Annotated in this window: 23 protein-coding genes and 2 pseudogenes; 11 read left to right on the top strand and 14 right to left on the bottom strand. The window is 72.9% G+C overall.

Going from position 1 to position 25233, the window contains the following annotated elements; all coding sequences use genetic code 11:
- Window positions 1–405, bottom strand: a pseudogene (locus NH602_RS09945) (hypothetical protein); the annotation flags it as partial.
- Window positions 406–622: 217 nt separating this feature from the next.
- On the opposite strand from NH602_RS09945, the gene NH602_RS09940 reads away from it, so the two are divergent.
- Together NH602_RS09940 and NH602_RS09935 are read left to right on the top strand one after the other, a co-directional pair.
- On the top strand, window positions 623–967 hold the full coding sequence (locus NH602_RS09940) for an SHOCT domain-containing protein (RefSeq protein WP_253067665.1): 345 nt from the start codon (window positions 623–625) through the stop codon (window positions 965–967).
- A 7-nt stretch (window positions 968–974) separates the two neighbouring features.
- Window positions 975–1862: a universal stress protein gene (locus tag NH602_RS09935; RefSeq protein ID WP_253067664.1), complete on the top strand. Its 888-nt coding sequence runs from the start codon at window positions 975–977 to the stop codon at window positions 1860–1862.
- A 181-nt stretch (window positions 1863–2043) separates the two neighbouring features.
- Here NH602_RS09935 and NH602_RS09930 read toward each other — a convergent pair whose 3' ends face one another.
- Together NH602_RS09930 and fmdA are read right to left on the bottom strand one after the other, a co-directional pair.
- Entirely contained in the window at window positions 2044–2700 is a 657-nt protein-coding gene (locus tag NH602_RS09930) for an AmiS/UreI family transporter (protein WP_253067663.1), read from the bottom strand.
- A gap of 5 nt (window positions 2701–2705) precedes the next feature.
- Window positions 2706–3962, bottom strand: a complete 1257-nt coding sequence (gene fmdA, locus NH602_RS09925) for a formamidase (protein WP_253067662.1) — start codon at window positions 3960–3962, stop codon at window positions 2706–2708.
- 513 nt (window positions 3963–4475) lie between these two features.
- On the opposite strand from fmdA, the gene NH602_RS09920 reads away from it, so the two are divergent.
- On the top strand, window positions 4476–4970 hold the full coding sequence (locus NH602_RS09920) for a MarR family winged helix-turn-helix transcriptional regulator (protein WP_253067661.1): 495 nt from the start codon (window positions 4476–4478) through the stop codon (window positions 4968–4970).
- 144 nt (window positions 4971–5114) lie between these two features.
- Entirely contained in the window at window positions 5115–5294 is a 180-nt protein-coding gene (locus NH602_RS09915; protein WP_251784980.1) for a hypothetical protein, read from the top strand.
- A gap of 128 nt (window positions 5295–5422) precedes the next feature.
- On the opposite strand, the gene NH602_RS09910 is transcribed toward NH602_RS09915, so the two are convergent.
- Together NH602_RS09910 and NH602_RS09905 are read right to left on the bottom strand one after the other, a co-directional pair.
- Window positions 5423–5629, bottom strand: a complete 207-nt coding sequence (locus tag NH602_RS09910; RefSeq protein WP_253067660.1) for a hypothetical protein — start codon at window positions 5627–5629, stop codon at window positions 5423–5425.
- Between the two features lie 177 nt (window positions 5630–5806).
- A complete protein-coding gene (locus NH602_RS09905) occupies window positions 5807–6565 on the bottom strand; it encodes an STAS/SEC14 domain-containing protein (RefSeq protein WP_253067659.1) in 759 nt (252 codons plus the stop codon).
- A gap of 182 nt (window positions 6566–6747) precedes the next feature.
- Here NH602_RS09905 and NH602_RS09900 point away from each other — a divergent pair, with 182 nt between their 5' ends.
- From NH602_RS09900 to NH602_RS09890, 3 genes are all read left to right on the top strand, one after another.
- A complete protein-coding gene (locus NH602_RS09900) occupies window positions 6748–7806 on the top strand; it encodes a rod shape-determining protein (RefSeq protein WP_253067658.1) in 1059 nt (352 codons plus the stop codon).
- Between the two features lie 169 nt (window positions 7807–7975).
- Complete coding sequence (locus NH602_RS09895; RefSeq protein WP_253067657.1) at window positions 7976–8296, top strand: 2TM domain-containing protein; 321 nt, start codon at window positions 7976–7978, stop codon at window positions 8294–8296.
- 361 nt (window positions 8297–8657) lie between these two features.
- On the top strand, window positions 8658–8951 hold the full coding sequence (locus NH602_RS09890) for a hypothetical protein (protein ID WP_253067656.1): 294 nt from the start codon (window positions 8658–8660) through the stop codon (window positions 8949–8951).
- Window positions 8952–9294: 343 nt separating this feature from the next.
- Here NH602_RS09890 and NH602_RS09885 read toward each other — a convergent pair whose 3' ends face one another.
- On the bottom strand, window positions 9295–10221 hold the full coding sequence (locus NH602_RS09885) for an SPFH domain-containing protein (protein ID WP_253067655.1): 927 nt from the start codon (window positions 10219–10221) through the stop codon (window positions 9295–9297).
- A gap of 161 nt (window positions 10222–10382) precedes the next feature.
- Between NH602_RS09885 and NH602_RS09880 the strand changes: the two genes are divergently transcribed.
- Window positions 10383–10580: a DUF1918 domain-containing protein gene (locus NH602_RS09880; protein ID WP_253067654.1), complete on the top strand. Its 198-nt coding sequence runs from the start codon at window positions 10383–10385 to the stop codon at window positions 10578–10580.
- A gap of 232 nt (window positions 10581–10812) precedes the next feature.
- A complete protein-coding gene (locus tag NH602_RS09875; RefSeq protein ID WP_253067653.1) occupies window positions 10813–11016 on the top strand; it encodes a hypothetical protein in 204 nt (67 codons plus the stop codon).
- Window positions 11017–11081: 65 nt separating this feature from the next.
- Here the strand turns inward: NH602_RS09875 and NH602_RS31875 are convergent, their stop codons facing one another.
- Both NH602_RS31875 and NH602_RS09865 read right to left on the bottom strand, forming a co-directional pair.
- The gene (locus tag NH602_RS31875) at window positions 11082–12857 is read right to left on the bottom strand and encodes a DUF262 domain-containing protein (protein ID WP_253067652.1); all 1776 of its coding nucleotides are present in this window, start codon (window positions 12855–12857) and stop codon (window positions 11082–11084) included.
- Window positions 12858–12917: 60 nt separating this feature from the next.
- Window positions 12918–18377: an AAA domain-containing protein gene (locus NH602_RS09865; RefSeq protein ID WP_253067651.1), complete on the bottom strand. Its 5460-nt coding sequence runs from the start codon at window positions 18375–18377 to the stop codon at window positions 12918–12920.
- Window positions 18378–18866: 489 nt separating this feature from the next.
- Here NH602_RS09865 and NH602_RS09860 point away from each other — a divergent pair, with 489 nt between their 5' ends.
- On the top strand, window positions 18867–19367 hold the full coding sequence (locus tag NH602_RS09860; protein ID WP_253067650.1) for a hypothetical protein: 501 nt from the start codon (window positions 18867–18869) through the stop codon (window positions 19365–19367).
- On the opposite strand, the gene NH602_RS09855 is transcribed toward NH602_RS09860, so the two are convergent.
- From NH602_RS09855 to NH602_RS09845, 4 genes and pseudogenes are all read right to left on the bottom strand, one after another.
- Complete coding sequence (locus NH602_RS09855; RefSeq protein ID WP_253067649.1) at window positions 19334–19915, bottom strand: AAA family ATPase; 582 nt, start codon at window positions 19913–19915, stop codon at window positions 19334–19336. The two genes, NH602_RS09860 and NH602_RS09855, sit on opposite strands and share 34 nt — an antisense overlap.
- A 228-nt stretch (window positions 19916–20143) precedes the next feature.
- Window positions 20144–21367 carry a S9 family peptidase gene (locus NH602_RS09850; RefSeq protein ID WP_253067648.1) on the bottom strand — a complete coding sequence of 408 codons (1224 nt, stop codon included), beginning with the start codon at window positions 21365–21367 and terminating at the stop codon, window positions 20144–20146.
- Window positions 21368–21473: 106 nt separating this feature from the next.
- A pseudogene (locus NH602_RS32200) lies at window positions 21474–22106 on the bottom strand (MBL fold metallo-hydrolase); the annotation flags it as partial.
- Between the two features lie 56 nt (window positions 22107–22162).
- Window positions 22163–22459, bottom strand: a complete 297-nt coding sequence (locus NH602_RS09845) for a hypothetical protein (protein WP_253067647.1) — start codon at window positions 22457–22459, stop codon at window positions 22163–22165.
- Between the two features lie 76 nt (window positions 22460–22535).
- Here NH602_RS09845 and NH602_RS09840 point away from each other — a divergent pair, with 76 nt between their 5' ends.
- Window positions 22536–23207, top strand: coding sequence for a TetR/AcrR family transcriptional regulator (locus tag NH602_RS09840; protein ID WP_253067646.1), 672 nt, complete (start codon window positions 22536–22538; stop codon window positions 23205–23207).
- A gap of 50 nt (window positions 23208–23257) precedes the next feature.
- On the opposite strand, the gene NH602_RS09835 is transcribed toward NH602_RS09840, so the two are convergent.
- Both NH602_RS09835 and NH602_RS09830 read right to left on the bottom strand, forming a co-directional pair.
- Window positions 23258–23662 carry an STAS/SEC14 domain-containing protein gene (locus tag NH602_RS09835; protein WP_253067645.1) on the bottom strand — a complete coding sequence of 135 codons (405 nt, stop codon included), beginning with the start codon at window positions 23660–23662 and terminating at the stop codon, window positions 23258–23260.
- Window positions 23663–23817: 155 nt separating this feature from the next.
- Window positions 23818–25233: penicillin-binding protein 2 (locus NH602_RS09830; RefSeq protein ID WP_253067644.1), on the bottom strand; the 1416-nt coding region annotated here is incomplete at its 5' end.

The raw sequence follows: 25233 nt of genomic DNA, 5'->3' as shown, positions 1-25233 counted from the left end.
GCGCCGGTCGGTGCGCCGGACCGGGATGCCCGCGGCGTGCTCGGGGGCGACGGCGGCGTCGGCGGGGCCGCCGCGGTGCGGGCGCAGGCCCAGCACGGTCAGCAGGTCCGGGTCGTCGGGGTCGGGCAACCGTCGCACCGAGGCGCCGACACCTGCGGCCGCCAGCGCGACCCGCAGGTGGTGCAGCGCCGCACCGCAGGACACGATCAGTCCGAGCCCGTCCGGGTCGGTGGCCGGGAGCCAGCGGTCCAGGTCGGCGTGCAGATGCACCACGCCGTCGCCCAGATGCCACCACCACGGCTGGCTGTTGTGCAGCGACGGCGCGAGGCGTGCCAGGTCGAGCGCGGCGAGCACGACGCCGTGGTCGACCGTGTCCCCGCCCGCCACCCGGGCATCGAGGTCCATCGTCCGAGCATCGATGGCGCCCGGGACCGCGGCCAGAGACCACCGGCCCGGCTGCGTCCCGGCGTTCGGCCCTGCCCGGCGGCCGAGCACCGGCGGGAGCATCGCCCGACGGTCGGCAGAGGGCGGGGCCGCGGCGCTCCCACCCCGGGACCGGGCAGATCGGGGAGGGGGCGGCCGGGCCTCGCGACGCCCGCGGTCGGGCCGGTGACCTTCGGCCGTGTCGGGTCGGACCGTAAGGCCGCTGCGTGCCGTCGTCCCGGGAGCCGACGCTGGTCCGTACACCGACGTCCGGGAGGCCACGATGATGTACGGGTTCGGGATGCACGGGGGAGGGCTGCTCGCTGCGCTCGCGGTGGTGCTGCTCCTCGCGGCGGTGATCGCCGGAGGCGTGGTGCTGCTGCGTCGCAGCACGAGCGACCGCGCCGACCGCGCCGACCGCGCCGACGACCCGGCGGAGGACATCCTCGCCGAGCGGTTCGCCCGCGGTGCGATCGACGAGCAGGAGTACCACCGGCGCCTCGAGATCCTCGAGCAGCGCCAGCACCGCCGTCCGGGGGCGTGAGGCTGCGATGAGCGCGATCACCCCGTGGCCCGTCGTGGCCGGTGTGGACGGCTCCGCCTCGGCGCGCGCGGCGGTCGGATGGGCGGCGCGCGAGGCCCGGCTGCGGGACCTGCCGTTGCGCCTGGTGGCGGCCGTGCCGTGGACGAGCTTCCGACCGGTCGGCTGGCCGCCGCCGGGGCAGGGGCACGGGCGGGAGGTCGTGATGCGGCGCGCGGCCGAGCACCTCGACGCCGCTCGCGTCATCGCCGAGCGGACGCTGCCGGCGGACCGTGTCGCCGTCGAGATCCGCGGTGGCGGGCCCGCCGAGGTGTTGCGCGACGAGTCGGCGAGCGCCCAGGTCGTCGTCGTGGGCAACCGCGGCCTCGGCAGCGTCACCGGCCTGCTCGCAGGGTCCGTCAGCCAGGCGCTCGCCGCGTCGGCGGTCTGCCCGGTGGTGGTCCACCGCGGCGTCGCGACTCCGGCGGGCACGGTCGTCGTCGGAGTGGACGGGTCGCCGGACGGTGAGCTCGCCCTGGGTTACGCGTTCGGCCAGGCGCGCCTGCGCGGCGCCGCCCTGGTGGCCGTGCGTGCCCGGGGCGAGGAGGTCGTCGAGCCGGTGGACGCCGCGGTGCCGGACCCGGCGACGGTCGAGAAGCAGGAGGCGGCGGCGCTGGACGACGTCCTCGACCTCTGGCGCCCGAGGTATCCGGACGTCGCGGTGCATCCGCGGCTGGTGTCGGACCGCGCCGCCTCCGTGCTGGTCGGCGAGTCCGGGGGCGCGCGGCTCGTCGTCGTCGGGTCGCGCGGGCACCGGGCCCTGGCCGCGATGGTCCTGGGGTCGGTCAGCCGGGCGACCGTGCACCGTGCGCACTGCCCGGTCGCGGTCGTGCGCGGGACGGCCCGCCGGCCGCGCTGAACGGAGCCGGTCGACGCGACGTGAGGGCGACCGGCGGTGGTTACCGGACCGGATCGGATCGGCCCGAGCGTCTCCACGCGTCGTCACGACGTGGGCGATCGCAGCCCGCTCACCGCCGAGCCCGCCGCGCCGGCTCGGGGCCCGGCCGCTCCCCGTCGGCGGCCGGACCCCGGGGACCCGCTCAGCCCGCAGCCACCCCGTGCCTCCCGGGCGTCCGGGACGGGCGGTCGGCGGGCTGCTCCGGTGGCGCGCCCCCGGAGCGCAGGACGAGCGGGGTGAGCCCGCCGAACACCACGACCCCGAAGACGGCGAGTGCGACGGCCGACCAGCCCGGGAGCGATCCGCTGGTGAGCAGCACGAACGCCGGGATGGCCGCGGTGACCCAGGCCTGGATCGCGGTGACGGCTCCGGTGTAGCGGGCGATCCGCTCCCGTTTGAGTCCGAGCAGGACGAAGAACAGACTCCAGAGGAACGCCCAGTACAGCCAGATCACGCCGAATGCGGCGTCGCCGACGATGGAGAAGTTCGCCCACGAGTACCCCAGCGCGGAGACGGCGACGAACAGCGAGAACCAGCCGACGCCGGTGCTGTCGAGGCCGGCGAGCTGGCCGATGCCGACGTAGAGGTAGGTGAACCCGAACAGGTACAGCCCGGACGCGGCGAGGATCTTGGCCGGGTCCGTGCCGGCGGTGAACAGCAGGAACGTCGGGGTGACGACCTGCAGCGCGCCCACGAACAGGTTGATCGGGGCCGCGGACCGGCCCTCGACCAGGCCCAGCAGCATGAGGCCGTTCACGAACAGCACGGCCCCGACGTAGAACAGTCCGACGGTGCCCATGGCACTCAGCCCGCCGCTGCCCGGGGGACGCCCATACCGGGATCGATCCGCTCGGGACCGGCCTTGTCGGGGCGCACCGGGAAGTCGAAGATCTCGGTCGGGATGTAGACCGTCGAGCACGAGTTCGGGATGTCCACGACGCCGGAGAGACGGCCCTCGATCGGCGCGGCGCCGAGGATCATGTAGGCCTGGATGTCGGAGTAGCCGAACTGCTGCAGGTAGTCGATCGCGTGCAGACAGGCCCGCTGGTAGGACAGGTGCGAGTCCAGGTAGCGCTGCTCGCCGTCCAGAGTGACGGAGGTGCCGGAGAACGCCAGCCACTCGCTGTACTGCGGGTCGGTACGTCCGGGCATGAAGACGGCGTTCTCACCGACGCCGTAGAGGTCCATCCCGCCCTTGATCACGTCCACGGCCAGGTCCATGAACCCGCCCATCTCGATCGCGCCGCAGAAGGTGATCTCGCCGTCGCCCTGGGAGAAGTGCAGGTCGCCCATCGACAGCTTGGCGCCTTCGACGAACACCGGGTAGAAGATCCGCGAGCCCCTGGTGAGGTTCTTGATGTCCTGGTTCCCGCCGTTCTCCCGGGGCGGTGCGGTGCGGGCGGCCTCTCCGGCGACGCGATCGAACTCGCTCCCGACAAGGTTGGAGAGGATCGCCGAGTCCGGCTGCGGCGGCAGGGCCAGCGGTGGCACCCGCTGCGGGTCGGTGTCGATCAGCCGCTGTTCGCGGGCGTTCCAGCGGGCGAGCAGCTCGGTCGAGGGCGCGGTGCCCATCAAGCCGGGGTGCACGATGCCGGTGAACGACACGTGAGGAACGTGCCGGGACGTCGCGACGCCACCCCGGAAGTCCCAGACGACCTTGTACGCGTCGGGGAACTGCTCGGTCAGGAAGCCTCCGCCGTTGCGGGTGGCGAACACCCCGGTGTAGCCCCAGCCCTGGCCGGCCAGTGGTCCGGAGTCCTCCTGCGGGATCGGGCCGACATCGAGGATGTCGACGATCAACAGGTCGCCGGGCTCCGCGCCGAGGACCGAGATCGGCCCGGACAGCACGTGCACCGAGTTCAGCGGCGCGTTGAGGATGTCGTCGGCGGAGTCGTCGTTGCGGATGGCGCCGTCGAACCACTCCCGGCAGTCCACCCGGAACGTGTCACCGGGACGGACCTGGACCAGCGCCGGGATGTCGGGGTGCCAGCGGTTGTGGCCGACGATGCGCTGCTCGGTGAAGCGCTTCTGGGAGTCCAGTGGGAAGACGACCTCGGGCATGTGGATCAGAGCTCCAGGGTGGTGGGAGTGACGGAGGGTGCCGTGTCCGCCCGGTCACGGGCGGGGAAGGCGGTGGGCGGCGGCCGACGCAACGGGCTGCCGCGCGGTGCGTGGTCGCGCGGGGATACTCGTGACGACCTCGGGCTCGGCGCGCGAGCGCTCGCAGCGGTCGATGAGAGCGGTGGCCGGTCCCTGTCCGAGCAGCGCGACACCGGACCATCTCCGGGGCGCCGGGGTGTCGCAGACCGGGCACGCCCGGCTGCCGGGAGCAGCCCCCAACGGCAGACGGGCGTCGAACTCGCCGTGCTCGCGACAGCGGTAGGAGTAGGTGGCCATCATCGGCTCCAGTGCTCGGGGACCGGTCGATCGAGGGTGCTCGCGGCCGGGACCCGGAGCAATGGCCGGACGGCACGGCGTCAGGGGCCGAAAGGCCCCGTCCACCGAGTCGATCGCCCCCTGTCCGCCTGGTGTCTCGTCCACCTAGCTTTTCGATGAGCGAACGGAGGCGGTCCCATGAACCGGCTGGCTCTGCAGCTGCGGGACCTGATCGTGGCTACGGACGAGTACCGGCGGGCCGAGGCCGCGGCCCTCGGGATCGGTGTCGCCGAGGCGGCGGCGCTGGGCGAGATCCACCACCGGGGTCCGCTGCCCCCGTCGGCTCTCGTGGTGCGGCTCGGGATCGCGTCGGCCAGCGTCACCGCCCTGCTGGACCGGCTGACCGTCGCCGGCCTGGTGCAGCGGGAACCGCACCCCACCGACCGGCGCAGCGTGCTGGTCACGCTCACCCCGCGCGGGCGGGCGGCGATCACTGCGATGTTCGCCATGTTCACCGAGGACATCCTGGCGGCGGTGCACGCGGCGCAGCCGGAGTACGTCCGTATGTTCACCGATGTCCTCGGCCGGATCGCGGCGTCGCTGCGGGAGCGGCTCGTCGACGAGACCGCGTTCGCCGAGGAACTCGCGGCCCGCACCGGCGCCGCTGACGGGGATCCGGTCGGACCGGTCTGAGAACTGTCTCGGGAATCCAGCTACTCGGAATCCGCCAATTCCGGGTGATTGGCGTCTCCGCGGATTCTTCGGCCGGACGGTCCTGTTCCGGCCGGGGTCGGTTCCGGCATTCTCGCCCTTGTGGGAGACCCCGAGACGCCGGTCATGTCATCGCACGAGCGCATGCGCCTGCGCACCGCCGCACTCAGCGCCGCGGCGCACTACCCGGGACCGGTCGGCGAGCTGCTCGCCCGCGAGATCTGGGCCTGGGAGGAGTTCGGCCACCGGATGGCGGCGGACGGTCTCATGAGCCGCCTCGTCGCACACATCCTCGACCGGAGCTAGTCCGCTCCCCGCTCTCCGCCCCGCGGCCGTGCAGCTCCCGGCCGCGGGGCCGGTACCGTTCCCGGCGCACGACCTGCGGACACACCCGTGACCCCTGCCTGGTGGGCGGGTCCACGGGTGTCACCGGATCAGAACGTGGTGCCGATCGCCGGGTCCGGGCCGGTGCTCTGGGCCCCGGTGCAGGCCGGGTCGTCCCGTACGTGCCGGAAGCTGCGCGGGGTCTGCAGCAGCGGGTATGCGGGGTCGGCGTGCCGGCCGACCAGGCATGCCCGGCCCTTCGGGATCGGGTTCCAGCACCGCTCGCAGAGGCGGATCTCGTGCCCGCTGATCATCATCGCCCTCCTGTCCGACGCCTCCCGATGATCGCCGGAAATCGCGCGCCGATTCGCCGTCCGGGTGGAGCAACAATGGAGGAAGAATGCAGGCGGAGAACTATGTAGCCACGGGTGAATCTCGGCATCTCAACGATCCGGCCGGGCCGGGACGGGGGATCGCGGACCTCCCGCCCTCCTTCAGAGGCCGATCGGGGCGGGGTCCTCGGCGCGTGCCCAGGCGATCGCGGCGTCGAGGTTCGCGCGGTGGAACCGCCGGATCTCCGGGTGCAGTACCGGACCGGCCAGCACCGGCGCGAGCTCGGGCAGCAGCCCGTCCACGGCCAGCGCGAGCCGGCGGACCCGCCGGTGGTGCTCGAGCACGAACCCGGCGTGGCGCACCAGTGCGGGCAGGCTCTCCCAGCCGGGCGTCGACGGCGCCGTGAGCACCAGCCCGCGGAGCTCGGCGTGGTCGGTGAGCCAGCGGTCCAGCTCGCGGCCCAGGACGTCGAAGTCGGCGGGGCGGAGGGGGCGCTCGACCCGGACGACGGCGACGCCGCCGGTGCCGTCGAGATCGACGGCGAACCCGGCGCGGGGGAGGCCCGTCAGCCACGCGACGGCCCGCTCCCGGTCGTCGGAGCCGAACACCCGCAGCGAGTACGGCAGCAGGACGGCCAGCACCCGGGCGGCGAGCCGGACGGGCTCCCGGTCGGTCACCATCGCGTAGCCCTCGACCAGCGACGTCGCACGCACGCCGAGTGCCAGGTCCTCCCACACAGCGTCCGGCGCGATGCCGTCGACACCGTCCTCGACGAGGGCGAGCACACGCAGCCGCGTGTGGTCGGCGGCCGCCCGGTCGAGCATCGGGACCACGACGGTCTCCAGGTCCCGACGGGTGATCATCCCGCTCACGCGGATGCCGTCCACGCCGTCGGGGAGTCCGTCGACGGTGGTGATCATGTGGGTCCCCTCCCTCTCCGTGGCCGGAAGCGCCGACGGTGGCCCGCCGAGCGGGACCGCGCCAGGTCCGGACGTCCCGGCCGGAGGGACTGGTGGTCCCGTCCGGCTCGTGGCGACCCGGCCCTCGCGGGCCGTTCGGCACTGGCCGCGGTGCCGGCGTTGTGGCGACCCTGTCACCAACGATGCGGAGCCCGGCGGCCCCGGAGGCGGCCGGCGGCTGGTGGGAGGTGCTCATGTCCGGTGTCGGGCTCGACCCGGGGACGGCGCGGACGGTCGTCCACGACGGCGACGGCGGGTTCGTCTTCGACGAACCGTCGGTGCTCCTGACGACCGGTCACGGCCGGCGCGCCCTGCCCGTGCTGATCGGGCTGGAGGCCGAGGCGCTGACGGGGCGTCTCCCCACGGGACGAGAGGTGCAGCGACCGTTCCGCCACGGCGTCGTCGCCGACCTGGACGCCGCGCGGACATACCTGCGCGCGGTCGTGCGGCGGGCCGTCCCCCGCCCGTGGGCGCGCACGCGGGCCACCGCCGTGATCGGGACCCCGGTCGGGGCGACCCGGCTCGAGCAGCGGGCCCTGCTGGAGGTCGCCGACGAGGTCGGGATCGGCCAGGTGTACGCCCTGGTCTCGCCCGTCGCCGCCGGTCTCGGGTGCGGGATCGACCCACTGGACCGGCGCGCACACCTGGTCGTCGACATCGGTGCCGGGACGGCGGAGATCGCCGCGTTCTGCTTCGGGGACGTTCTGGCCCACCGGTCGCACCGGTCCGGCGGGGACGTGATGACCGGTGCCCTGCTGGGGCACCTGCGCGGGCACCACCGGCTGTCGGTGCCCGCGGCCACCGCGGAGGCGCTCAAGTGCGCCGCGACCGGTGAGGACGGCGCCCGGGACGGTGGCCGGGACCTGTCCGTGCAGGGCCGCGACACCGCGAGCGGTCGCCCGCGCACGCTCACGCTGCCCGTCGGTGAGGTGCTGGAGGTGCTCGCGCCGGTGACGGCCTCCGTCGTGGGCGGTCTCGTCGGCTGCCTGGACGACCTGCCCGTCCAGGTGCTCGACGACGTGCTCACCGACGGTCTGCTGCTGGTCGGGGGCGGGTCGCTGTCCGCGGGCATCGCCCGCTCGCTCGAGACGGCGTTCGGCGTCCCGGTCAAGCACGCCGAGAACCCGACGACCTGTGTGGCCGAGGGTGCGGCACGGGCGACGCTCCGCCCGGAGGTCCTCGCCGCCTACGCGCAGCACTGACCGCGCAGCTCCGGCCCGCGCGCCTTCCCCCGGTGCGCGGGCCGAACCGCTACCGGCCGTTGGTCCCGGCCTCGCGGGTCCGGCTGCTCTTCCGGCACCGGCCTCCGTGGTCGGACCCTGCGGTGCGACGGGCGCACCGGGCGCCCGCGGACGGTGAGGAGACACCGCGATGGAGCGTCACGAGGAGGCCGCACCCCGCCCGGTCGGCGAGCCGGGAGCCACGGCCGCGACCGAGGGGAGCCTGCGCGACCGCGCGGTGCGGCGGTTGCGCAAGCAGGCGGAGTTCCGCACCCATCTGCCCGTCTATCTCGTGGTCAACGCCATGCTGATCGCGATCTGGGCGTGGACCGGGAACGGCTTCTTCTGGCCGATCTTCCCGCTGGTCTTCTGGGGGATCGGGGTGGTCGCACACGGAGTCGAGGCATTCGGTCCCGACACCGTCACCGAGGACCGTATCCAGCGGGAGATGGACCGGATGCGCCGCTGGTGATCGCAGTCGGGCGAGACGGCGCACCTCCCGTCCGGCGCGGGAGGACGACAGTCCCGTCAGGTCGTGCCCCTCGCCTCGGGGAGGGGCACGACCGGCGGGTGCACCGTGGGCGGCATCGCCGACGGAGGGGGTTCCCATGACGGGGTCGAGTCGCTCGGATCGAGGGGCCGTCGTCGCCGTACTCGTGACGGTGGCGATCGCTGCTGCCGGATGCGGGTCGTCCCCGCCGTCGTCCCCGGTGACGCCTGCTCCGACGTCCCCCGCCGCCGCGCTGCCGGCACCCGCCACCGGGGGTGGTGCGGGACGACCGGGTGATGCCCACCGCGGCCCGGCGCCGACGCCGGTGCGCTCCCCGCACGCGATGCACCGGAGTCCGTTCCCCGGTGAGGGGCTGTCGGGGACGGAGCTCCGGGAGCTGCAGGCGGCGGTCGACGAGGGTCACCAGCCGTGGCGGACGGACGCGTCGGCCGTGGCCGAGGTGTTCGCGGACGCGCGGTTCGGATGGAGCGCACCGCGGGCCGTCCCCCTCGATCCGCACACCGTCGAGGTCACCGACCCCCGTACCGGGTCGACGGTCGTGCTCCGGCTACGACAACCGGTGCGGACGGGGGCGACGGGCATCTGGACGGTCACCGCCGGCGTGTGGACACGGTGACCGTCGACGCCGCGCGGACGGGTCGGTCGAACTCACCGACGCCGGACGCAGCGCGACGACGCCCGGGTGCTCGGCGGCCGAGGCCGGTCGGCACGCCGAGCGGGTGGTCACGTCACGACGTCGCGGCCTCGGCCCGGGCGTGCCGGGGGGTGCCTGCCGGTGCGACCCGCCCGATCCGGATGCCCTCGAAGTCCCGGACGACGAGGTCCGCGCCGAGGGCACCGGCGTGCACTCCCGCGTAGTCGAAGAACCGACCGTCGTCGTCGACGGTTCCGATGTGGATCCCGCGAAGTCGGTCACGGTCCGTCGTGTGGTCATCGAGTGCTCCTTCGGTTGCGGTCGGTCATCGATCTCCGTCGGGGCCCGCTCCGGTGGGGCTCCCGGCGCGGGCCCCGACGGAACCGTTCGGCTCCGCCGGCGCGAACCAGCCCGGTTGCGGCCCGTCGACCGGCGAGGCGGGGGACGCCGTCCCCGGGGCCCGTTCCCACGTGACGGACGGTGCCGCCCCGTCGGGGTCGGGGTGCCCGAAGAAGCGGAGCAGCTCCACCGGGAACGGCATCACGAGGGTGCTGTTCTTCTCCACCGCGACGTCGGCGACGGTCTGGAGCAGCCGCAGGTGCATCGCGCCGGGGGTGTGCGCCATCGCCGCCGCCGCGGCCGCGAGCTGCTCGGAGGCCTGTCGCTCCCCGTCGGCGGCGATGACCCGCGCCCGCCGCTCGCGCTCGGCCTCGGCCTGCCGGGACATCGAACGCTTCATCGACTCGGGCAGCGAGATGTCCCTGAGCTCCACGAGCTCGATGCGCACCCCCCACGGCTGCTCGGTCGGCGCGTCGATCACCGCCTTCAGCTCGGCGCTGATCCGGTCACGGTCGGAGAGCAGGGTGTCCAGGTCGGCCCGGCCGATGATCGTGCGCAGGGAGGTCTGGGCGACCTGGGACACGGCGTGCGTGTAGTCCTGGACGTTGACGATCGCCTTGACCGGGTCGACGACGCGGAAGTACACGGCCGCGTCGACCTCGACCGTCACGTTGTCCCGCGTGATCGCACCCTGCGGCGCGACAGCGAGCACCACGACCTGGGTGCTGACCTTCACCATGCGGTCGGCGAACGGGACCAGCAGCCGCAGACCGGGCTCCCGGACGTGTCCGAGCACCCGCCCGAACCGGAAGACGACACCGCGCTGGTACTGCTGGACGATCCTCAGGCACAGGGCGAGGACCACCACGAGGACCAGCAGCACGGCGATCCCGACCGACGACCAGGTGGACATACCCGTACTGTCCGTGCACCCCGCGCGGCCCGGGCAGGGCCTTCCGGCCCGTCCCGCCGGGACGACGGGCCGAGGTCCCCCGCGATCCCGGCCGGAGGGCCCTGGCCCGCAGAGCGGGCCGCCCGGCACGGTCGGGGCACACACCGGGCTCGGGAGGCGGGATGCACGCACAGGTGGGTGACTGGGTGGTCATCGAGGGGCGCTACCTCGACGACCGGCGCCGGCAGGGGCGCATCATCGAGGTCCTGCACGCGGACGGCACACCGCCGTATCGGGTCCGATGGGTGGAGGACGACCACGAGACCCTGGTGTTCCCCGGGCCGGAGGCCCACATCGAACCGGTTCCGGTGCAGCGCTAGGAAGGGCCGCCCGGCCGAGGGCCCCGACGACCAGAGCGGCGGGGTCACGGCGGTGGCGGAATTCCGTCGATCGGCTACCTCCTGGCCGCCCTGGCTCACGTCTCCCTCCTGGACCGCTGCTGCGTCCGTTGCTGGGCGCCGGGGTCTACGGCTGCTGAACGGTGGGGGTTGGCCGCACGCCGCGATCCTCGTGGAGGCCGCTCCTCTCGGCTGATCCATTGATCGCGGCGCCGTGTGCAGCCTCGCTGGCCATGAGCCGACGCGCACGCTGAAGGGGTTCATCAGACCAGTCCGACGGCTTCAGAAGCGTCTGGTCTACGAAGGGCTCTTGCCGCCGGATATCCCCGATGCCTTGATCACGATCGACAACCCCAGCTTCGCCATCCGCTTTGAGGTCCCGGACAAGTTCCGCGACGTGCTCTGTCCGGACGGCTGACCTCCTCGCGAGCCGCTGCTCGCATGTGACGACGGCGTCACCGACTTCCGATCGGACTTGCTGACTCAGAGCTCGAGCGGGAAGCGGGCGATCACCTGGGCGGCGAGATCCTGCGTCCGTGCGTCGATGTCGGCAACAGTCCACGAGTCCTTCGCCCAGAGACCCGCATTGAGCGCCAGCCCGTTCCGGTAGCCGATCTCTCGGCCGTGGGAGTCCTTGCGGTCGCGCTTCTCGACGAACGACTTGTTGCCGAGGGTGCTGTTGTACGCGGTGATCGTCAGGTTCCCAAGCCGGTGAGTATGGGCCTCTTGAGCGGCTGCGGCAGCCTCGGGGCCACCGAGCATCTGCACCCATGCCGGAGGGAGGTTCCGCCCTTGGGGCAGCACGTGCTCGATGGTGAAGGTGTAATGGCCCTTCTCCTGAATCCAAAGGTCACGCCACGTCTCCTTCGTCATTGCGTCCTCGGCCAGCGCCACGAGGATGAACCGGACGACGTCGGAGTTCTCGTCATAGACGGGGCCGTCCAGGCGATCGCGGAATTCGGCGTCGCCGGCGGAGACGCCCACCAGATCACGGGTAATCCTCGCGACGACGTCGTCCCCCGTCACGCCGTCGAGCTTCTCGACGATGGTCATGAAGAGCTTCGGAAGCGCGTAGGTCTGTGGGAACCCGGTCAGGTTGCGTCGGACGAAGAAGCTCGTGAGAAGTCGGACCACTCTGACAAGGTGTGCGTCCGAGACGGCGAGTTCTTGCCGCCTGGAGATCAGCCACATCACGAGGATGTAGGACGGAGCACCTTGGGCACGCATCAGCTGGCGGAACGCCGTGTCGAGCGACGTCGGCTCGTCGAGCTCGGTCACGCAGGTGATGCGGCCGTACACGGCGCTCGCGGCGACGAGCTCTTCCATACGTGCCCGGATGTCGCCGGTTAGCAGCTTCTCGTAGATGCGGATCAGCTTGCTCTTGGTGGCGACCTGCGCGTTCGGCACCTCCGGAAGCTCGGCCTTGAAGGCGTTGTAGAAGTGCCGGAGGAACCGCTCCTGAATTGCATACGAGTCGCCCAGGTTGGTGAGCATCTCGTTCCACAGTTTGAAGGCGTCGTCGACGTCGAGGCCGTCCCCGGCGGAGGCTGCCAGGAGATGGTTCTTGATCAGGTCGACGGGGGTGAGTGCCATCCCGCGGTTGTTGAGCGACTCGAAGAGGACGAAGGCGTCGGCGTGGCTCTCCACCTCGATCTTAACGAGGATGGCCTGCTGCGTCGTCGTGAGGACCCGACGAGCGGCATCGACGGGGCCGACGGAGTCGGACTCGGCGAGTTCGCTGATGGCGGTGCGGAAGTACTGGTAGCACTTGTAGACCTTGCGCGCCTTGAAGTAGGGCTGCTGCTGAGAGTCGACGTCGAGGCCAGCGAGGGTCAGGACCCGACGGTAGTCGTCCAGGTTCTTACCCTGGGTCTGCGGGGTGACCCTCAAGCGACCGCCGTCGAGGACGAGTCGCTTTCCCAGACTGATCATCGCGAACTGGCCGTTCCCGTCCAGCTCGGCCTCGTGCTCTCGCAGGACAGAGTAGATGGCGGCGAGGAGCAATGAGAGGGTCGTGGCGCGCTGCTGGCCGTCGATCAGTTCGAGAACCGTGCTGTCGACGGCGTCCTTCGTCTGGTTCAGCGTGATGATCGTGCCGAGGAAGTGGGCGCCCTCGGCCTCCACGAGATCCTGGAACAGGTCCTCCCACTGCGCCTTCTGCCAGGAGTACTCCCGCTGGTAGCGCGGGATCCGGTAGACGATGTTGCTCTCCATGCTGAAGAGTGCGTGGATCGGGTACTGGTTGGCGGACTTGATCACAGTGGTGGTGTCCTCGGCTGCAGTGCGGTTGGGGAGCGTGAGTAGGTCAGCGTCGGTCTGTCATCCGGAGCCGTGGCCTCCCGACTCCGCATCACGGACGAGCGGGGCAACCTGGTCCAGCCGCGCCCGGATCACCGACCCCACCTGGCGGACGTCGAAGCGGGCGGCGGTGGCCCGGTAAACGGCGAGGGGATCACTCCATCCGAGACCGGCGGCCTCCTCGGCCATGACCGCTGCCAGCTCGGCGGGAGGGATCTGGTCGAAGTAGCGCACGCCGCGCGGGCGCACGCGGACCTCGGGTCGGTCGGGAAGGCGGAAGGTCGCGTGCTTGTGGCCCGCTTCGCCGAGGGGCGCATCCTTGACCAATCGTCCCTGACGGAGCGCAGTGCTCAGCGCCGAGTTCAGCGCCTTCGTGATCAGGGACCCGACCCGCTGTCCGTTCGCACCGTGGACGTAGGCCGTGTGCAGACGGGCTCCTACGACCGGACCCTCGACGGCCACCACGGCGACCAGGCCGTCCACCAGCTCCCGTGATGACGCGCCCTGGGCGGGCACCGTCGACCCGGTGAACTCCTCGTATCCGATCTCGACGGTTTGCGGTGTGCCCGATCCTCCGACTGGCCCGGGTTCTACAACGGCGCCCATGGGGACGGGACTCCCGACGGCCACCGGGTCCGACGGGATCAGCTCATCGACAGCCGGTCCTGACACACCAGGGGTAGGCACGACCGGACTCGACACGAGCCGCGCCGAGGCGGTCGATTCGGTCGTCAGCGGCGCGGGTTCCGGCAGATCAGTGGGCAGGGATGAGACTGTCTCGCTCACGAGCGGCTGGACCATCGGAAGTCCGAAGGCCGGGGTGACGGCCTCGCTGTCCGACTCGTCGTACACGTCGGCGGGTTCGTCCGTCGGGCCTGCCGTCATCCAGCCCGCCGGGTGGATGTCCAGCTCGGCGAGCGTCGCCCACAGTGGCTCCAGCGCAGCCACCGGGTCCCGGTAGAACTCGGACTCCAGGATCCGGTGGAAGCGCCAGCCGCAGCGCTCCAGCTCCCGCTGTCGGCCCATGTCCCGCTGGTAGGCCTCCGGGCCGTGCCAGAAGTCGCCGTCACACTCGATCGCGAGCCGCCGCGTGGGGCCGACGGCGACGAGGTCGATCGAGTAGCCGAGCGACTCGAACTGCGGGATGAGGGTGTAGCCGCGGCTTGCGACGCGGTTGTGCACCCGCTGCTCGAACAACGAGCCGAAGGGAGCCACCGGCATGTCCTCGGGGACAAGCCCGGTCGTCGCACCCTCGTGCTCTCCGACGCCGCGCGCGGCGATGCCGTAGCAGTAGTCCAGGAGCTGGTAGCGCATGTCCTCGGGGTTGGTGAGGGTCGCGCGATCCACCGAGTGGAACACCCAGAGCTGGTCCTTGGCGCGGGACGCGGCCACGTTGTACCGCTGCACGTACATCGTCTGCGTCAGGGCCGTCAGCCGACGCTCGGGTCCCGGCGCCGCCACCATCGACAGGAAGACCACGTCCCGCTCGGAGCCCTGGAAGTCCGCCGCGTCGCCGCAGCGCAGGTCCCGCGCCGCCCACTCCTCCGGTGTGATCCGGTCGAGCAGCGCCTTCTCGATAGCCTTGGCCTGGCCCGTCCCGAGCAGCGAGATCACGCCGATGGTCCGTCCGTCGTAGGCCGGGTCGGCGATGCACTTCTCCACCTGCGCCACGATGGCGTCGACCTCGGCGGGATTCGTCCGGGTGCTCGAGGAGCCCTTCTCATAGCCGCCGTGAACGAACACCGGCTTCACGGGCTCGAGGCGGTGCGCGCCGAACTGACGGACGGGGATGAGGCGGACACCGTCCGGCTCGTAGGCGATCCGGTTCGAGAAGCCGATGATCTCCGGCACGCAGCGCCTGTGCTCGACGAGCGTGATCATCCCGCTGAAGCGCATCTTGGCCTCGTCGAACAGCGACCGCTGCGGGTCCTGCCACGTCGAGCGGAACTGGTCGTCGAAGAGGTACTGCGAGCCGAGGTCGCGCAGCTCCTGCTGGTCGACTCCGACGGCCGACGGCGAGACCTGACGGTCGTCGCCGATCACGACGATCTTGGGGGCCAGATACTGCAGGAACGAGGCCTCGATGCCCGCCTGGGAGGCCTCGTCGACGATGACGACGTCGAACATGTCGGGCTGCACGTCGAACTGGTCCGCGATCCGGTACAACGGCATGATCCACACCGGCACGGCGGGACGGCATCGATCCATGGCCGAGCGGATCTCGCGCCGCCGCTGCGCCGCGTACGTCCCGGTGCCCTTGCCCAGTCGCTTGACGAGCGCGGCGTACTGCTCGAGGGATGCCCGCGAGCCGCGGGTGAGCCTGCCCGGAGCGACTGCGTGGTCCCAGGCGCGGATCGCGGACAGCTCGGTGACGTGGCCCCGGATGCGCTCGTCGACGACGAGGATCTCGCGCTGTAGCGCGTTGACGTCCGCAGCATCCTGGGACGACAGCCAGCTCGACGCCACTGCGTGGCGCCACCCGTCCTCGATCTCCGGAATCCGCTCGTCCCACACGTGAGAGTCGGGCGTGCTTGCGACGGCGGCCGCGAGCCCAGGGGCACCCGCGATACGGGAACCGAGCTCGTCCCGGTGACGAAGCAGCTCACGAACGTCCCAGAGTCTGGCGAGACGTTGGTGCGCGGCCGCGTAGGCTCGGTCGTCGCGTGAGCGGGTCGCTCGAAGAAGGTTCGAGAGCACCGGTGCGGCATCTGACTCGCGCTCGGCGTCGACCAGCGCGGAGACGGCGTGATCGATGCGCGCCGTGGCCGAGGCGGCCTCCTCGGCCGTCTGGACGGCTGTGAGTACGGCGAGGTACCGCTCGACAGAGCCCGGGTTCAGCCAGGCCGGTCTGGGTAGATCGAGAGCCGCCACACGGCCGTCTTCGGCCACCAGACGGGCGTCCAGCCCGAGGAGCCTGCCGAGCGATTCCGCTTCGGCCCGGTGCCATTCGAGCCGCTCGGCCGGCGTGTCCTCTGGTGGGATCACGACGGACGCGGGCCAAGCGCGGTCCAGAGCATCCAGGACGTGGTTCGCCTCGACCCAGAGCAGGAACGCACGAACCTGCGGTGCGGTGGTCGGCGCGAGGCCGTTCACCCGGACACGTGCGAAGAACGACTCGGCGGTCTTCACCGCGCGTGGCGTCAGCAAGCCCTGCTTGGGCAGCCCGTCCGCGCCCAGCTTGATCGTGTTCCCGGCATCGAGATGCGCGCCAACGCCGTGCGCGCCAGGGACGAGGAGACCGATGTCGTCACCCTGGACCGTCACCGTCGTGGCAGGCCCGAGGTCGGAGACCAGTCGGCCGGCCTGGTCGATCAGGCGGCCGAGCTCACTGTGCCGCCCTCCCCACACCGAGCCGCGACCGCGTGCGAGGTCGGTAGCGGCTTCCGGGATCCAGTCCTCGTGACCACCGAGGAGCTCGCGCGTGTCACGGAGCAGCACCTCGATGCGGTCGGCGAGCAGCCGCCGTGTCTCCGCGTCCAGGGCCGATGCGGGTGCGTACACGGCGTCCGTCCGCAGAGGGGCGTACGAATCGGCGACGCCACGAGCCTGGCGCTCGGCGTGGACCAGCGCTGCGAACGCCGCGGCATCGGGCAGGGCGTCGAGCGGAACGAGTCGGCGACCGGCCTCGGGCTCATCAGCGACGAGTTCCGTGTCGCGCAGATGACCGCGCCAGGCTGCGAGCTCCACCGCGGACAGCGGGGCCCGGCCGCTCGGGGCGTCGACCAGCTCGGCCAGCCAGCCGTGCCGCTCGTCGCCCGCGCGGACCTCCCGGGCGATGGCGGCCGGGGATCCCCGGTACCCGTCGAGATCGACCTCGACCACCTCGCGCTCGCGCGCCGACTGCAGGCGGTGGCCGAGCTCCGCACGCAGCCGACGGAGGTCATCGATGCCGTCGAGGTGCCGGCGGATGGAGTGCGCGGCGTCGCCGGCGTCATGCTCGGAGGCGGTCGCCGCGATCCGCTCCACCGCCACCCTCAGGTCCGACATGTCCTCCCGAGATGAACCGACGACAGCGACCGCCAGGGGCTGGATGGCCTCGGGCAGCTTCTCGCGCACCTCCTTGAGCGCGCGGTCGGTGTGCGCGGTGACCAGGATGCGCTTGCCCTGAGCGAGCAGGTGGGTGATGAGGACGGCGGCGGTGTGGGTCTTGCCGGTGCCGGGCGGTCCCTGGATGAGGGTCTGTGCCGTCGTGTCTACGCGACGCAGGATCTGCAGCTGACGGTCGTTGACGGGCAGTGGGAGGAACGGATCCTCCTCGACGTGAATCACCGCACCCGCGCCGTCGAAGCTGCCTTCGGTGCCGCTCGGCTCGTGATCGGCGTCGACCAGGGGTCGGATGCCGTCAGGCACTTCACCGGACTCACGCAGCTGCTCGACGATGTGTCTGAAGATCTCCAGCAGGCCCTTCTGCGAGCGTTTGCGCAGCAAGAGGGCGGGGGCGAAGGAGGTGACCGGGGTCGCAGCGGCGACCGTCTGGTCGTCCGCGTCGCGGTACTGGGCGTCGGCGGCGAGCTGGTGGGTGACCCTCCTGCCGAGCTCGCCCATCCTCTCGCGGTCAAGCGGGTGCGCCTCGGTCTCCCGGGCCCGGTCGCGCAGCTCGTTCACCAGACGGGGCTGTCCGATGAGGCCAGGGTCGAGCATGTCCAACTCAAGAGTCGCGCCCTCGACGGTCTCGTCCGCCAGGAGGGCCAATTGGCCGGTGTCCTCGTCGAACTCGATGCGGACCGCAGTGGTCAGCAGGTGTCGCCGAACCTTATTGCCGGCCGGCACTACCCAGGTGAGGAGGCTGGTCCCGAGGACGAGCTCGAGTTCCTCGGGATGCCCCGCAGCGGAGACATGGATGGAGAACAGCTCGTTGTAGTAGTCGCGGGCGGGCTGGTCGCGGAGCTCCTGCTCCGCCCACGCCTGCCAGTGGGGCAGGTAGGCGGCGAAGGCCTCGTCGATCTCTGGGCGCTCGCTGCGCTCCACTCGACGACGGGTGGTTCCGCCGTGATCATCGTCCACCTCGAGTGACCGGTACTCCCGCAGCACCGGCTCACGGCGCGGGTCGACGGGTGACTCGTCCAGCCAACCCGCGAGTGCGGTATCGGGCTCGGGAGCGGCGACCGTGGGGACGCGGTCGATCGTCAGCACGGCTGGGTCGCCCTCGCCGTGGGCGTGGCGGACTCCACCGCTGACAGAGGGATGAGCCGGCGCGTCGGCCAGCCACAGCACCGCGCCCTCGCGCCGGTAGGTCTCGAGGTCCACGACGGACGTATTGCGCAGACGCTGGGCCTCGCCGAGGAAGGTGAAGAGGCGTACTGCCCGGCCGACGAGGGGATCGTCCGCCTTCTCCGGAGCGGTCGTCGTCTCGTCGTCCATGCCTCGTGCCTCGTGCTCCTGGGCGAACATGCGGTTCGCGGCCTCTCTGTCGTGCAGCTTGTCCGGCGTCTCACCGATGACCCGCGGGTACCAGTCCGGCACGGCGAGCTTCCCGGCCACCGCCATCACCTCATACGACCGAGGTGATTACGCTGAGAAGCCCAATCCATTGGGCTGTCGAGATGGCCGCGAATGGTGTTTCGCTCGGGGAGGTCCGATCATCATTTTCGATGATCGCGGCGAGGCCGGTCGTTCACGAGGTTGTCCATTCGCCTGGTTGCCGCTATCGGTCGGGGCGAGCTCAGCGGTGACACGTGAACGGGACGACGACAGGGTCCGTCGCAGCTCGTGAGCTGTGAGCGGAGCCGTCGACTCAAGCCCTGGGGCGACGGCGAGATCACACGATGAGCCCCCGCGCCTTCGCCGTCGTCATCGTCGCCGGTCCGCAGATCCACCGATCCGCCGACCCCTGACGGGTCGCCGTCCGCCGCTGTACCGAACGGCAGCGTCGCCACCATGTCCGTCGTGCACCTGATCGATGTGGTCGGCCCTGAACCGGTCTCCGGAACGGATGACATGACCCGCCAGCGGTAACCCCCACCCCACCGGATGCAACACGCCGGGCAGATCCCCGGTCCGGACACGGGGGCCCCGAGCAGGAGGTGCGCGACGGGTGTCGGCCGCTACGTCCTGGCCGCGACCGTCGCCGCCGTGTTCACCGTCGGCGTCTACACGGCCGCGCCCGGCGTGAACCGGTTCGCCGCCGCGTCGCAGCCCGAGTTCCCGGCGGCCGTCGCCGCGACGGCGGCGAGCAGGCCGTTCCGCGTCGACGCCGGTGCGGCCACCCTCGGCCGCGCGGTCGACGACGCGATCACCGCGACCCGCACGGAGCGGGACCGGGCCGCGGCGGCGAGGCGGTCGGTCGCGGTGCCAGTGCCGGCGGGCGACTGCGCGCAGCGGGCGATGGCGGCCGGCCGATTCGACCCGTCGTGCCCGGCCTACCAGGGCTACCTCGACCCGGGCAGCTCCGCGGGGCGGGCCCCGACCAGCGGTGAGACCCAGCTGCAGTTCCTGTGTCAGAAGGGCCTGGTCCCGCGCAGCGAGTGCTGAAGCGGACCGGCGACCCAGCCGTCGACCTCGCGCGGTGACCGCAGCCGCACCACGGTCAGCGCCGGATGCTCCTGGGCGACCGCGGGCACCAGCGCCCGGTACTTGTGCCGGGTCGAGACGGCCCAGCGCAGGATGTTCTCTCGGTCGACGAACAGCCGGCGCAGTGGCGGCTCGACGTTGCCGTTCCACAGCACCTCGCGGTCGCGGCTGCGGCGCCACGTGCGGCGCAGCACCCGGGGGAAGGTGACCGTCCAGAACGGCAGGTCGAGCCACACGAGCATGTCCGCGCGTGCGGAGAGCCGGGGACGCGCCGTGCCGTACTGCCATTCGGTGACCCAGGCGTCGGCGGCGGTGAGCCGCTCGACGTCGTCGAGGAACGACGGTCGCGGCACCCAGCCCGGCCCGTGGAACAGCGCGTCGATCTCGGTGTGCGGGGCGCCCAGCAACGGTGCGAGGCGGGCCGCGAGCGTCGTCTTCCCCACCCCCGACACCCCCGCGACGACGACCCGCCGCGGTCGGGCGGGCAACGGCTCGTCCCAGCGCAGCACCCCTCCACCGTAGGAACGGACGCCACCGCGATTCCCGCGACGGGGCGGTGCGGCCCGGCAGGCGTGCCCCCGGCCGTGCACCGGCCCGAGGAGGTGGGACCCGCGACCGCGGTTCCGACCACGGGCGCTTCGCCCGGGCGACGGCAGGTCGTACCGCAGAGCTACGCGCACTCCCGCGCCCTGACGCGACGTGCCGCACGACGACGCCACGAGGAGGAGGCCCCGGACTCAGCCGGTGCCGGTGACCTCTCCCGAGGGGAGGACGAGCAGGTCCTCGCTCACCGGGGTGCGGCCGCGGAGGCGGTCGTGCAGCCACTCGACCTGCAGCGTCCGCCACCCGGGCCCGAACGCGACCGACGAGGCCTCGGTCATCGAGTGCCGGGCGCCGGTGTAGAGGGTGACCGAGGTCGGGGAGGGGGACCGGCGCGCCATCTCGTGGACCCAGGACGAGGGGGAGAGGTCGTCGGCCGTGCCCCCGACGATCTGCCACGGCACCGGCATCGCCTCGGCGTGCGGCCGCAGGTCGTACCGGGCGGCCATCGCGTCGAAGGCGTCCTCGTCGTCGTAGAGCCCGGCCATCCACATGTGGCGCGCCTTGAACGTCGGCGGGGCCTGCTCGAAGATCGTGTGGGCGCCGGGCTCGAAGCAGGGCAGGGCCACCGAGCAGCCGAGCAGGCCGGGCTGGGTGGAGGCGAGCTGGGACATCCAGAACGACCCGAAGCTGGTACCGGTGGCCACGACCCGGGTGGCGTCGAGCTCGCGACGGCCGCGGATCCAGTCCATGACGGCGTCGCCGGCCTCCGCCCACGCGGTGGGGGTGACGTGGACGCCGCGGATCGCCGCCTCGCCCTGGCCGGGGCCGTCCAGGGCCAGCACGGCGACGCCGCGGGCGGGCCACGGGCTGCCGGTGCGGGCGACCAGCATCTCGCGGGGCGCGTCCATGCCCCCGACGGCCAGCACCGTGGGCAGCGGACCCTCGACGCCGCGGGGGAGATGGAGCCATCCGGGAAGCGCGGCGTCGCCGAACGGGACGTCGACCCGCTCGACGCGGTGCGCGGCGCTGCGGGCCCACGCCAGGTAGGCGGCGTTCTTGCGGTCGTCGAGCTCGTGGGCCAGCGCGTCGTCCTCCCAGACCGGCCAGCACGCGAGCGACCACATCTGGGCTGCGGCGAAGTGGTGCACCGCGGCACTGCCCGGGTGGCCACGTCGCTCGGCGTCCTCGGCCCGGCGCGTACGGCGCTCGGCGAACGACCGCACCACCGGGACGTAGTCGGCGAGCTTGCTGATCCCCGCCCGGAGGGCGGCCGTCTCGGCCGGCGCGAGCTCGTCGCCGACGGCGCCCAGGTGGTAGCCCAGGCGGGGCTGGTCGAACTCGACGTCGCGGACCCGCAGGGCCTCGTCGACCAGCCAGCGCTGCTCCCGGAACCGCCGTGGTCCCCGCCCTCGGGTCATCGTCGTCGTCCTCTCCTCGTGCGGTCTCCGTCGCCGGCCTGCCCCCGGACGCCCGGTCCACGGCCTCGCGCACCGGCCCGCGGTGCACGGGGCCGTGTCCGGGCAGCAGCAGGTCGGCGTCCAGTCCGGCCAGTACGGACAGTGCCGCCTGCATCTCGGCGTCGGTCCCGTGGTCGAACCACGCCGGGAGCAGCTGGGGCCCGGTGACCGGGGACAGGGCGTGCCCGGTGACGAGGCCGTCGCCGGTGATCACGGCGCCCGAGGCCGGGAGGTGGAAGGCGGTGTGACCGGACGTGTGGCCGCCGGTCGGCACCGGCACCGGCGCACCGGGCAGGTCCAGGGCCTCCCCCGTCGGGAACGGCCGCGCGTGCGGGGCGGCGACGTCCCTTCCCGCCCCGGCCCGGGCGACGCGGACCGCCCAGGGCAGGACGGCCGGCCGCCACAGTGCGGCCACCACCCGGGCGGGCGCCAGCTGTTCCAGGTGCTCGCGGCGGGCGTGGGCGACCTCGACCGGGTGGAGGTGGACCGGGGTGCCGTAGCGGTCGTGGAAGGGGTTGACCGCCCCGAGGTGGTCGACATGGGCGTGGGTCACCAGGATGGCGACGACGTCCCGAAGGTGGAGGCCGAGGGTCGCGACGGAGTGCTCGACGGCCGGCACGTCGGCGGGGTAGCCGCCGTCGACCAGGGTGAGGGCGTCGCCCTCCCGCAGCAGGACCCAGTTGACGTCGGTCCCCGTCACGAGGAAGGTGCCCCGGTCGACCTGCTCCACCACCGGCGGGCCGGCGGGTCCCGACCTCACCGCCGGTCGGGGGCGCGGGTGCCGGGACGCGGTGCGGCCAGGGCCGCCACGCCGACGGCGATCCCGACCGCGTTCAGCCCCGCACCGAACCAGTTGCTCCCACTGCGCGGTGCACGCACGGCGGCGGCGAGGTGGTTGAGCCCGAACAGGGTCGACAGCACCGCGAAGCCGCGGACCTGCGCGCGGTCGGCCTCGGGCCCCAGCCCGGCCAGACCGGCCGCGCGCAGGTCCGCGGCGAGCGTGAAGCCGGCGACCCACACGTTCCGCGCGGTGCGGACCGACGGTCTGCGCATCGTCGCCCTCCGCCTGTCGGACCCACTTGTTGAATCGACGTACAACAGGCGGCGACGCTAGTAAGCTGCCCCTCCCATGTCAAACACCCCGTCCGGGCCGGCGTTCCGGCGGCTCGACACCACGACCCGCCGGCAGCAGCTGCTCGCGACCGGGGCCGCGCTGTTCGCGACGCAGCCCTACGACGAGGTCTGGGTGGACGACGTCGCCCGCACGGCGGGCATCAGTCGCGGGCTGCTCTACCACTACTTCGGGAGCAAGCGCGGCTTCCTGTCCGCCGTGGTCGAGCAGGAGGCCGCGACGCTGCTCGCCGTCACCGAACCCGACGACCGGTTGCCGCCCCCGGAGCGCTTGCGGGCCGTCCTGGACGCCTACCTCGACTACGTCCGGGCCCACCCGCACGGCTACCGCGCCCTGTTCCGGGGAGCGCTCGGTGCCGACACCGCCGTCCGGTCCATCGTGGACGGGAACCTGGCCCGCCAGCAGGAACGTGTGCTGCGGGCCGTGGTCGGCCCCGGCCCCGCACCGGAACCGGTGCGGCTGGCCGTGCGCGGCTGGCTGTCGTTCCTCGTCGCCGTCTGTCTGGACTGGCTGGAGAACCCCGTCCTGGACCGGACCGCGGTCCGCGAGCTCTGTGCGGACACGCTGACCGGGGCGCTCGGTGCGAGCGGCCACGGGGCGCCGCCCACTCCCGGGCCCGCGACGGACGCGGGCCACCGTGCCCCACCGCGCGACGAGGGCGGCGGGTAGGGCCGCCTCCCGTTCCGGCCTCCGGCGCCGGGCCCGGGCCGCCCCCGCGCTCACCCGCCGGTCGCCGCCGGCAAGGTCGCGGGAAGCGACGCCAGCCAGGCCGCGGCGTCGTCGAGCCGGTCGTTGCCGAACACCCGCATCGGGAACGGCAGCAGCGCCCCCGCGAGGTGGGCGAGCTCGCGTACCCATCCGATGTCGCTCACCAGCGCGTAGCCCTCGACCAGGCGCGGCATCGTGGGGTGCTGGATCCACATCCCGGTCTTCTCCCACGCCGCCCCGGCGGTGAAGCCCTGATAGTCGGGGCCGAGCTGCAGCAGCAGCCGGAAGGGCCGGTGCAGCCGGATCGCCTCCTCGACGATCGGCTCGATCGTCGACGCGAAGTCCGCGCGGTCCAGCACGCCGACGGCGCGCAGGCCGACGACGCCCTCCGGGACGGTCGAGATCCTCTCCAGCATGGTCACTCCCCGGTCGGTGGTCCGCGGGCCCGTCCGGCCGCTCCACCCAGCGTCGACCCCGACCGCGCAGGACACGACGGCCGGACCGCCTGTGTCACGGGGGCCGTCGGTCCCGCTCCGGGCACGCCGGGTGCGGACCGCACCGGCACACCCGCTCAGCCCGCCGGCACCAGCGCCTGGCGCAGCCCCTCGGCCGCGACGGTGTCCGGGGCGGTCGCCGCGTGCGGCGGCCCCTGGACGAGCACCGTCACCACCACCGACGGGTCGTCGAACGGCGCGGCGGCGGTGATCCAGTTGTCGTACTCCTCGCCGGGCAGGCTGCCGTCCTGGGCCGTCCCGGTCTTGGCGCCGACCGGGAACGGCAGCCGGGCGAGCGCCGAACCGGTCCCGCCCGCCACCACGGCCCGCATCCCGTCCCGCACCGGACCGAGCGTCGCGGCGAACGGCAGCGGTCGCGGCGGCGGCGCGGGCACGGGGGAGAACCCGGTGGCGGCGCTGCCGGTGGCGACCGCCAGCCGGGGGGTGACGAGACGACCGGTCGCGATCGCGGCCGTCCACCGGGCGTTCTGCAGCGGGGTCACCTCGACCGGGCCCTGCCCGATGCCGAGCTGGACGGTGGTCCCGACGTACCACGGCTCGCCACCCGCCGACGGGGAGCCGAGCAGCCCGCCGGACTCACCGGGCAGGTCGACGCCGGTCGGGGACCCCACGCCCAGCGCCCGCGCGGTCCCGACCAGCCGTTCGGGCCCGAGGGCCAGCGCCAGCTTGTAGAAGTACACGTCGTTCGACCAGGCCAGGGCCTCGGTCATGGCCATCGGCCCCATCGGCCGCCAGTTGTGGAAGGTGTGCCCGGCGACGGTCAGCTCGGCCCCGGTCGGGACGACCAGGCCGGGGTCCTGCACCCCGGCGGCGGTGTCGGCGGCGGCCACCACCAGCTTGAACGTCGAGCCGGGCGGCACCGCGGACCGGGTGGCGTGCTGCAGCATCGGCCCGCCGGGGGTGCGTGCCAGCGCCGCCGCCGCGGCCGCGTCGGTCGGGGGTCCGAACACCGCGCCGTCGTAGGCGGGCAGGCTCACCATCGCGCGGACCTGGCCGGTCCGGGGGTCCAGCGCGACCGCGGAGGCGATCGCCCGCGGGTTGCGGGTCGTGTCCAGCGCGCGCTGCAGGCTGCGGGCGAGCCGGGTCTGCAGGGCGGTGTCGACCGCGAGGACGACGTCGGCGCCCGGGACGGGCGCGCGCCGCTCGGCGGGTGCGACGGGGACCCCGGCCGGGGTCACGGAGAAGCACTGCTGCCCGTCGACACCGCGCAGCACCGCGTCGTACTGCGCCTCCAGACCGGCCCGCCCCACGACGTCGTCGGCGGTCAGGGAGGAGTCGGCGCGCAGGTCGGCCGGGCCGGGCCGCCCGACGAAGCCGAGCAGCGGCCCGAACAGCGTGCCCGTCGGGTAGGCCCGCCGGACCGAGGGCCGGACCAGGACGCCGGCCGGTCCGGTGCGGTCGATCCGGTCGCCGAGCCCGGGGGCGACCTCGGCGACCGGCAGCGTCGGTGTCGTCGCGGGCACCGCGGCCAG

Source organism: Pseudonocardia sp. McavD-2-B (assembly GCF_024124365.1).
Classification (GTDB): domain Bacteria; phylum Actinomycetota; class Actinomycetes; order Mycobacteriales; family Pseudonocardiaceae; genus Pseudonocardia; species Pseudonocardia alni.
The sequence above is the reverse complement of the archived record's forward strand: the minus strand, read 5'-3'. Positions and strand labels throughout refer to the sequence as shown.

Bases quoted from the DNA above. Each gene is read 5' to 3' on its own strand.
- NH602_RS09935 (WP_253067664.1), top strand. From the start codon at position 975: ATGAGCGCGATCACCCCGTGGCCCGTCGTGGCCGGTGTGGACGGCTCC.
- NH602_RS09930 (WP_253067663.1), bottom strand. From the start codon at position 2,700: ATGGGCACCGTCGGACTGTTCTACGTCGGGGCCGTGCTGTTCGTGAAC.
- fmdA (WP_253067662.1), bottom strand. From the start codon at position 3,962: ATGCCCGAGGTCGTCTTCCCACTGGACTCCCAGAAGCGCTTCACCGAG.
- NH602_RS09920 (WP_253067661.1), top strand. From the start codon at position 4,476: ATGAACCGGCTGGCTCTGCAGCTGCGGGACCTGATCGTGGCTACGGAC.
- NH602_RS09915 (WP_251784980.1), top strand. From the start codon at position 5,115: ATGTCATCGCACGAGCGCATGCGCCTGCGCACCGCCGCACTCAGCGCC.
- NH602_RS09910 (WP_253067660.1), bottom strand. From the start codon at position 5,629: ATGATGATCAGCGGGCACGAGATCCGCCTCTGCGAGCGGTGCTGGAAC.
- NH602_RS09905 (WP_253067659.1), bottom strand. From the start codon at position 6,565: ATGATCACCACCGTCGACGGACTCCCCGACGGCGTGGACGGCATCCGC.
- NH602_RS09900 (WP_253067658.1), top strand. From the start codon at position 6,748: ATGCGGAGCCCGGCGGCCCCGGAGGCGGCCGGCGGCTGGTGGGAGGTG.
- NH602_RS09895 (WP_253067657.1), top strand. From the start codon at position 7,976: ATGGAGCGTCACGAGGAGGCCGCACCCCGCCCGGTCGGCGAGCCGGGA.
- NH602_RS09890 (WP_253067656.1), top strand. From the start codon at position 8,658: ATGCACCGGAGTCCGTTCCCCGGTGAGGGGCTGTCGGGGACGGAGCTC.
- NH602_RS09885 (WP_253067655.1), bottom strand. From the start codon at position 10,221: ATGTCCACCTGGTCGTCGGTCGGGATCGCCGTGCTGCTGGTCCTCGTG.
- NH602_RS09880 (WP_253067654.1), top strand. From the start codon at position 10,383: ATGCACGCACAGGTGGGTGACTGGGTGGTCATCGAGGGGCGCTACCTC.
- NH602_RS09860 (WP_253067650.1), top strand. From the start codon at position 18,867: ATGCAACACGCCGGGCAGATCCCCGGTCCGGACACGGGGGCCCCGAGC.
- NH602_RS09850 (WP_253067648.1), bottom strand. From the start codon at position 21,367: ATGACCCGAGGGCGGGGACCACGGCGGTTCCGGGAGCAGCGCTGGCTG.
- NH602_RS09845 (WP_253067647.1), bottom strand. From the start codon at position 22,459: ATGCGCAGACCGTCGGTCCGCACCGCGCGGAACGTGTGGGTCGCCGGC.
- NH602_RS09840 (WP_253067646.1), top strand. From the start codon at position 22,536: ATGTCAAACACCCCGTCCGGGCCGGCGTTCCGGCGGCTCGACACCACG.
- NH602_RS09835 (WP_253067645.1), bottom strand. From the start codon at position 23,662: ATGCTGGAGAGGATCTCGACCGTCCCGGAGGGCGTCGTCGGCCTGCGC.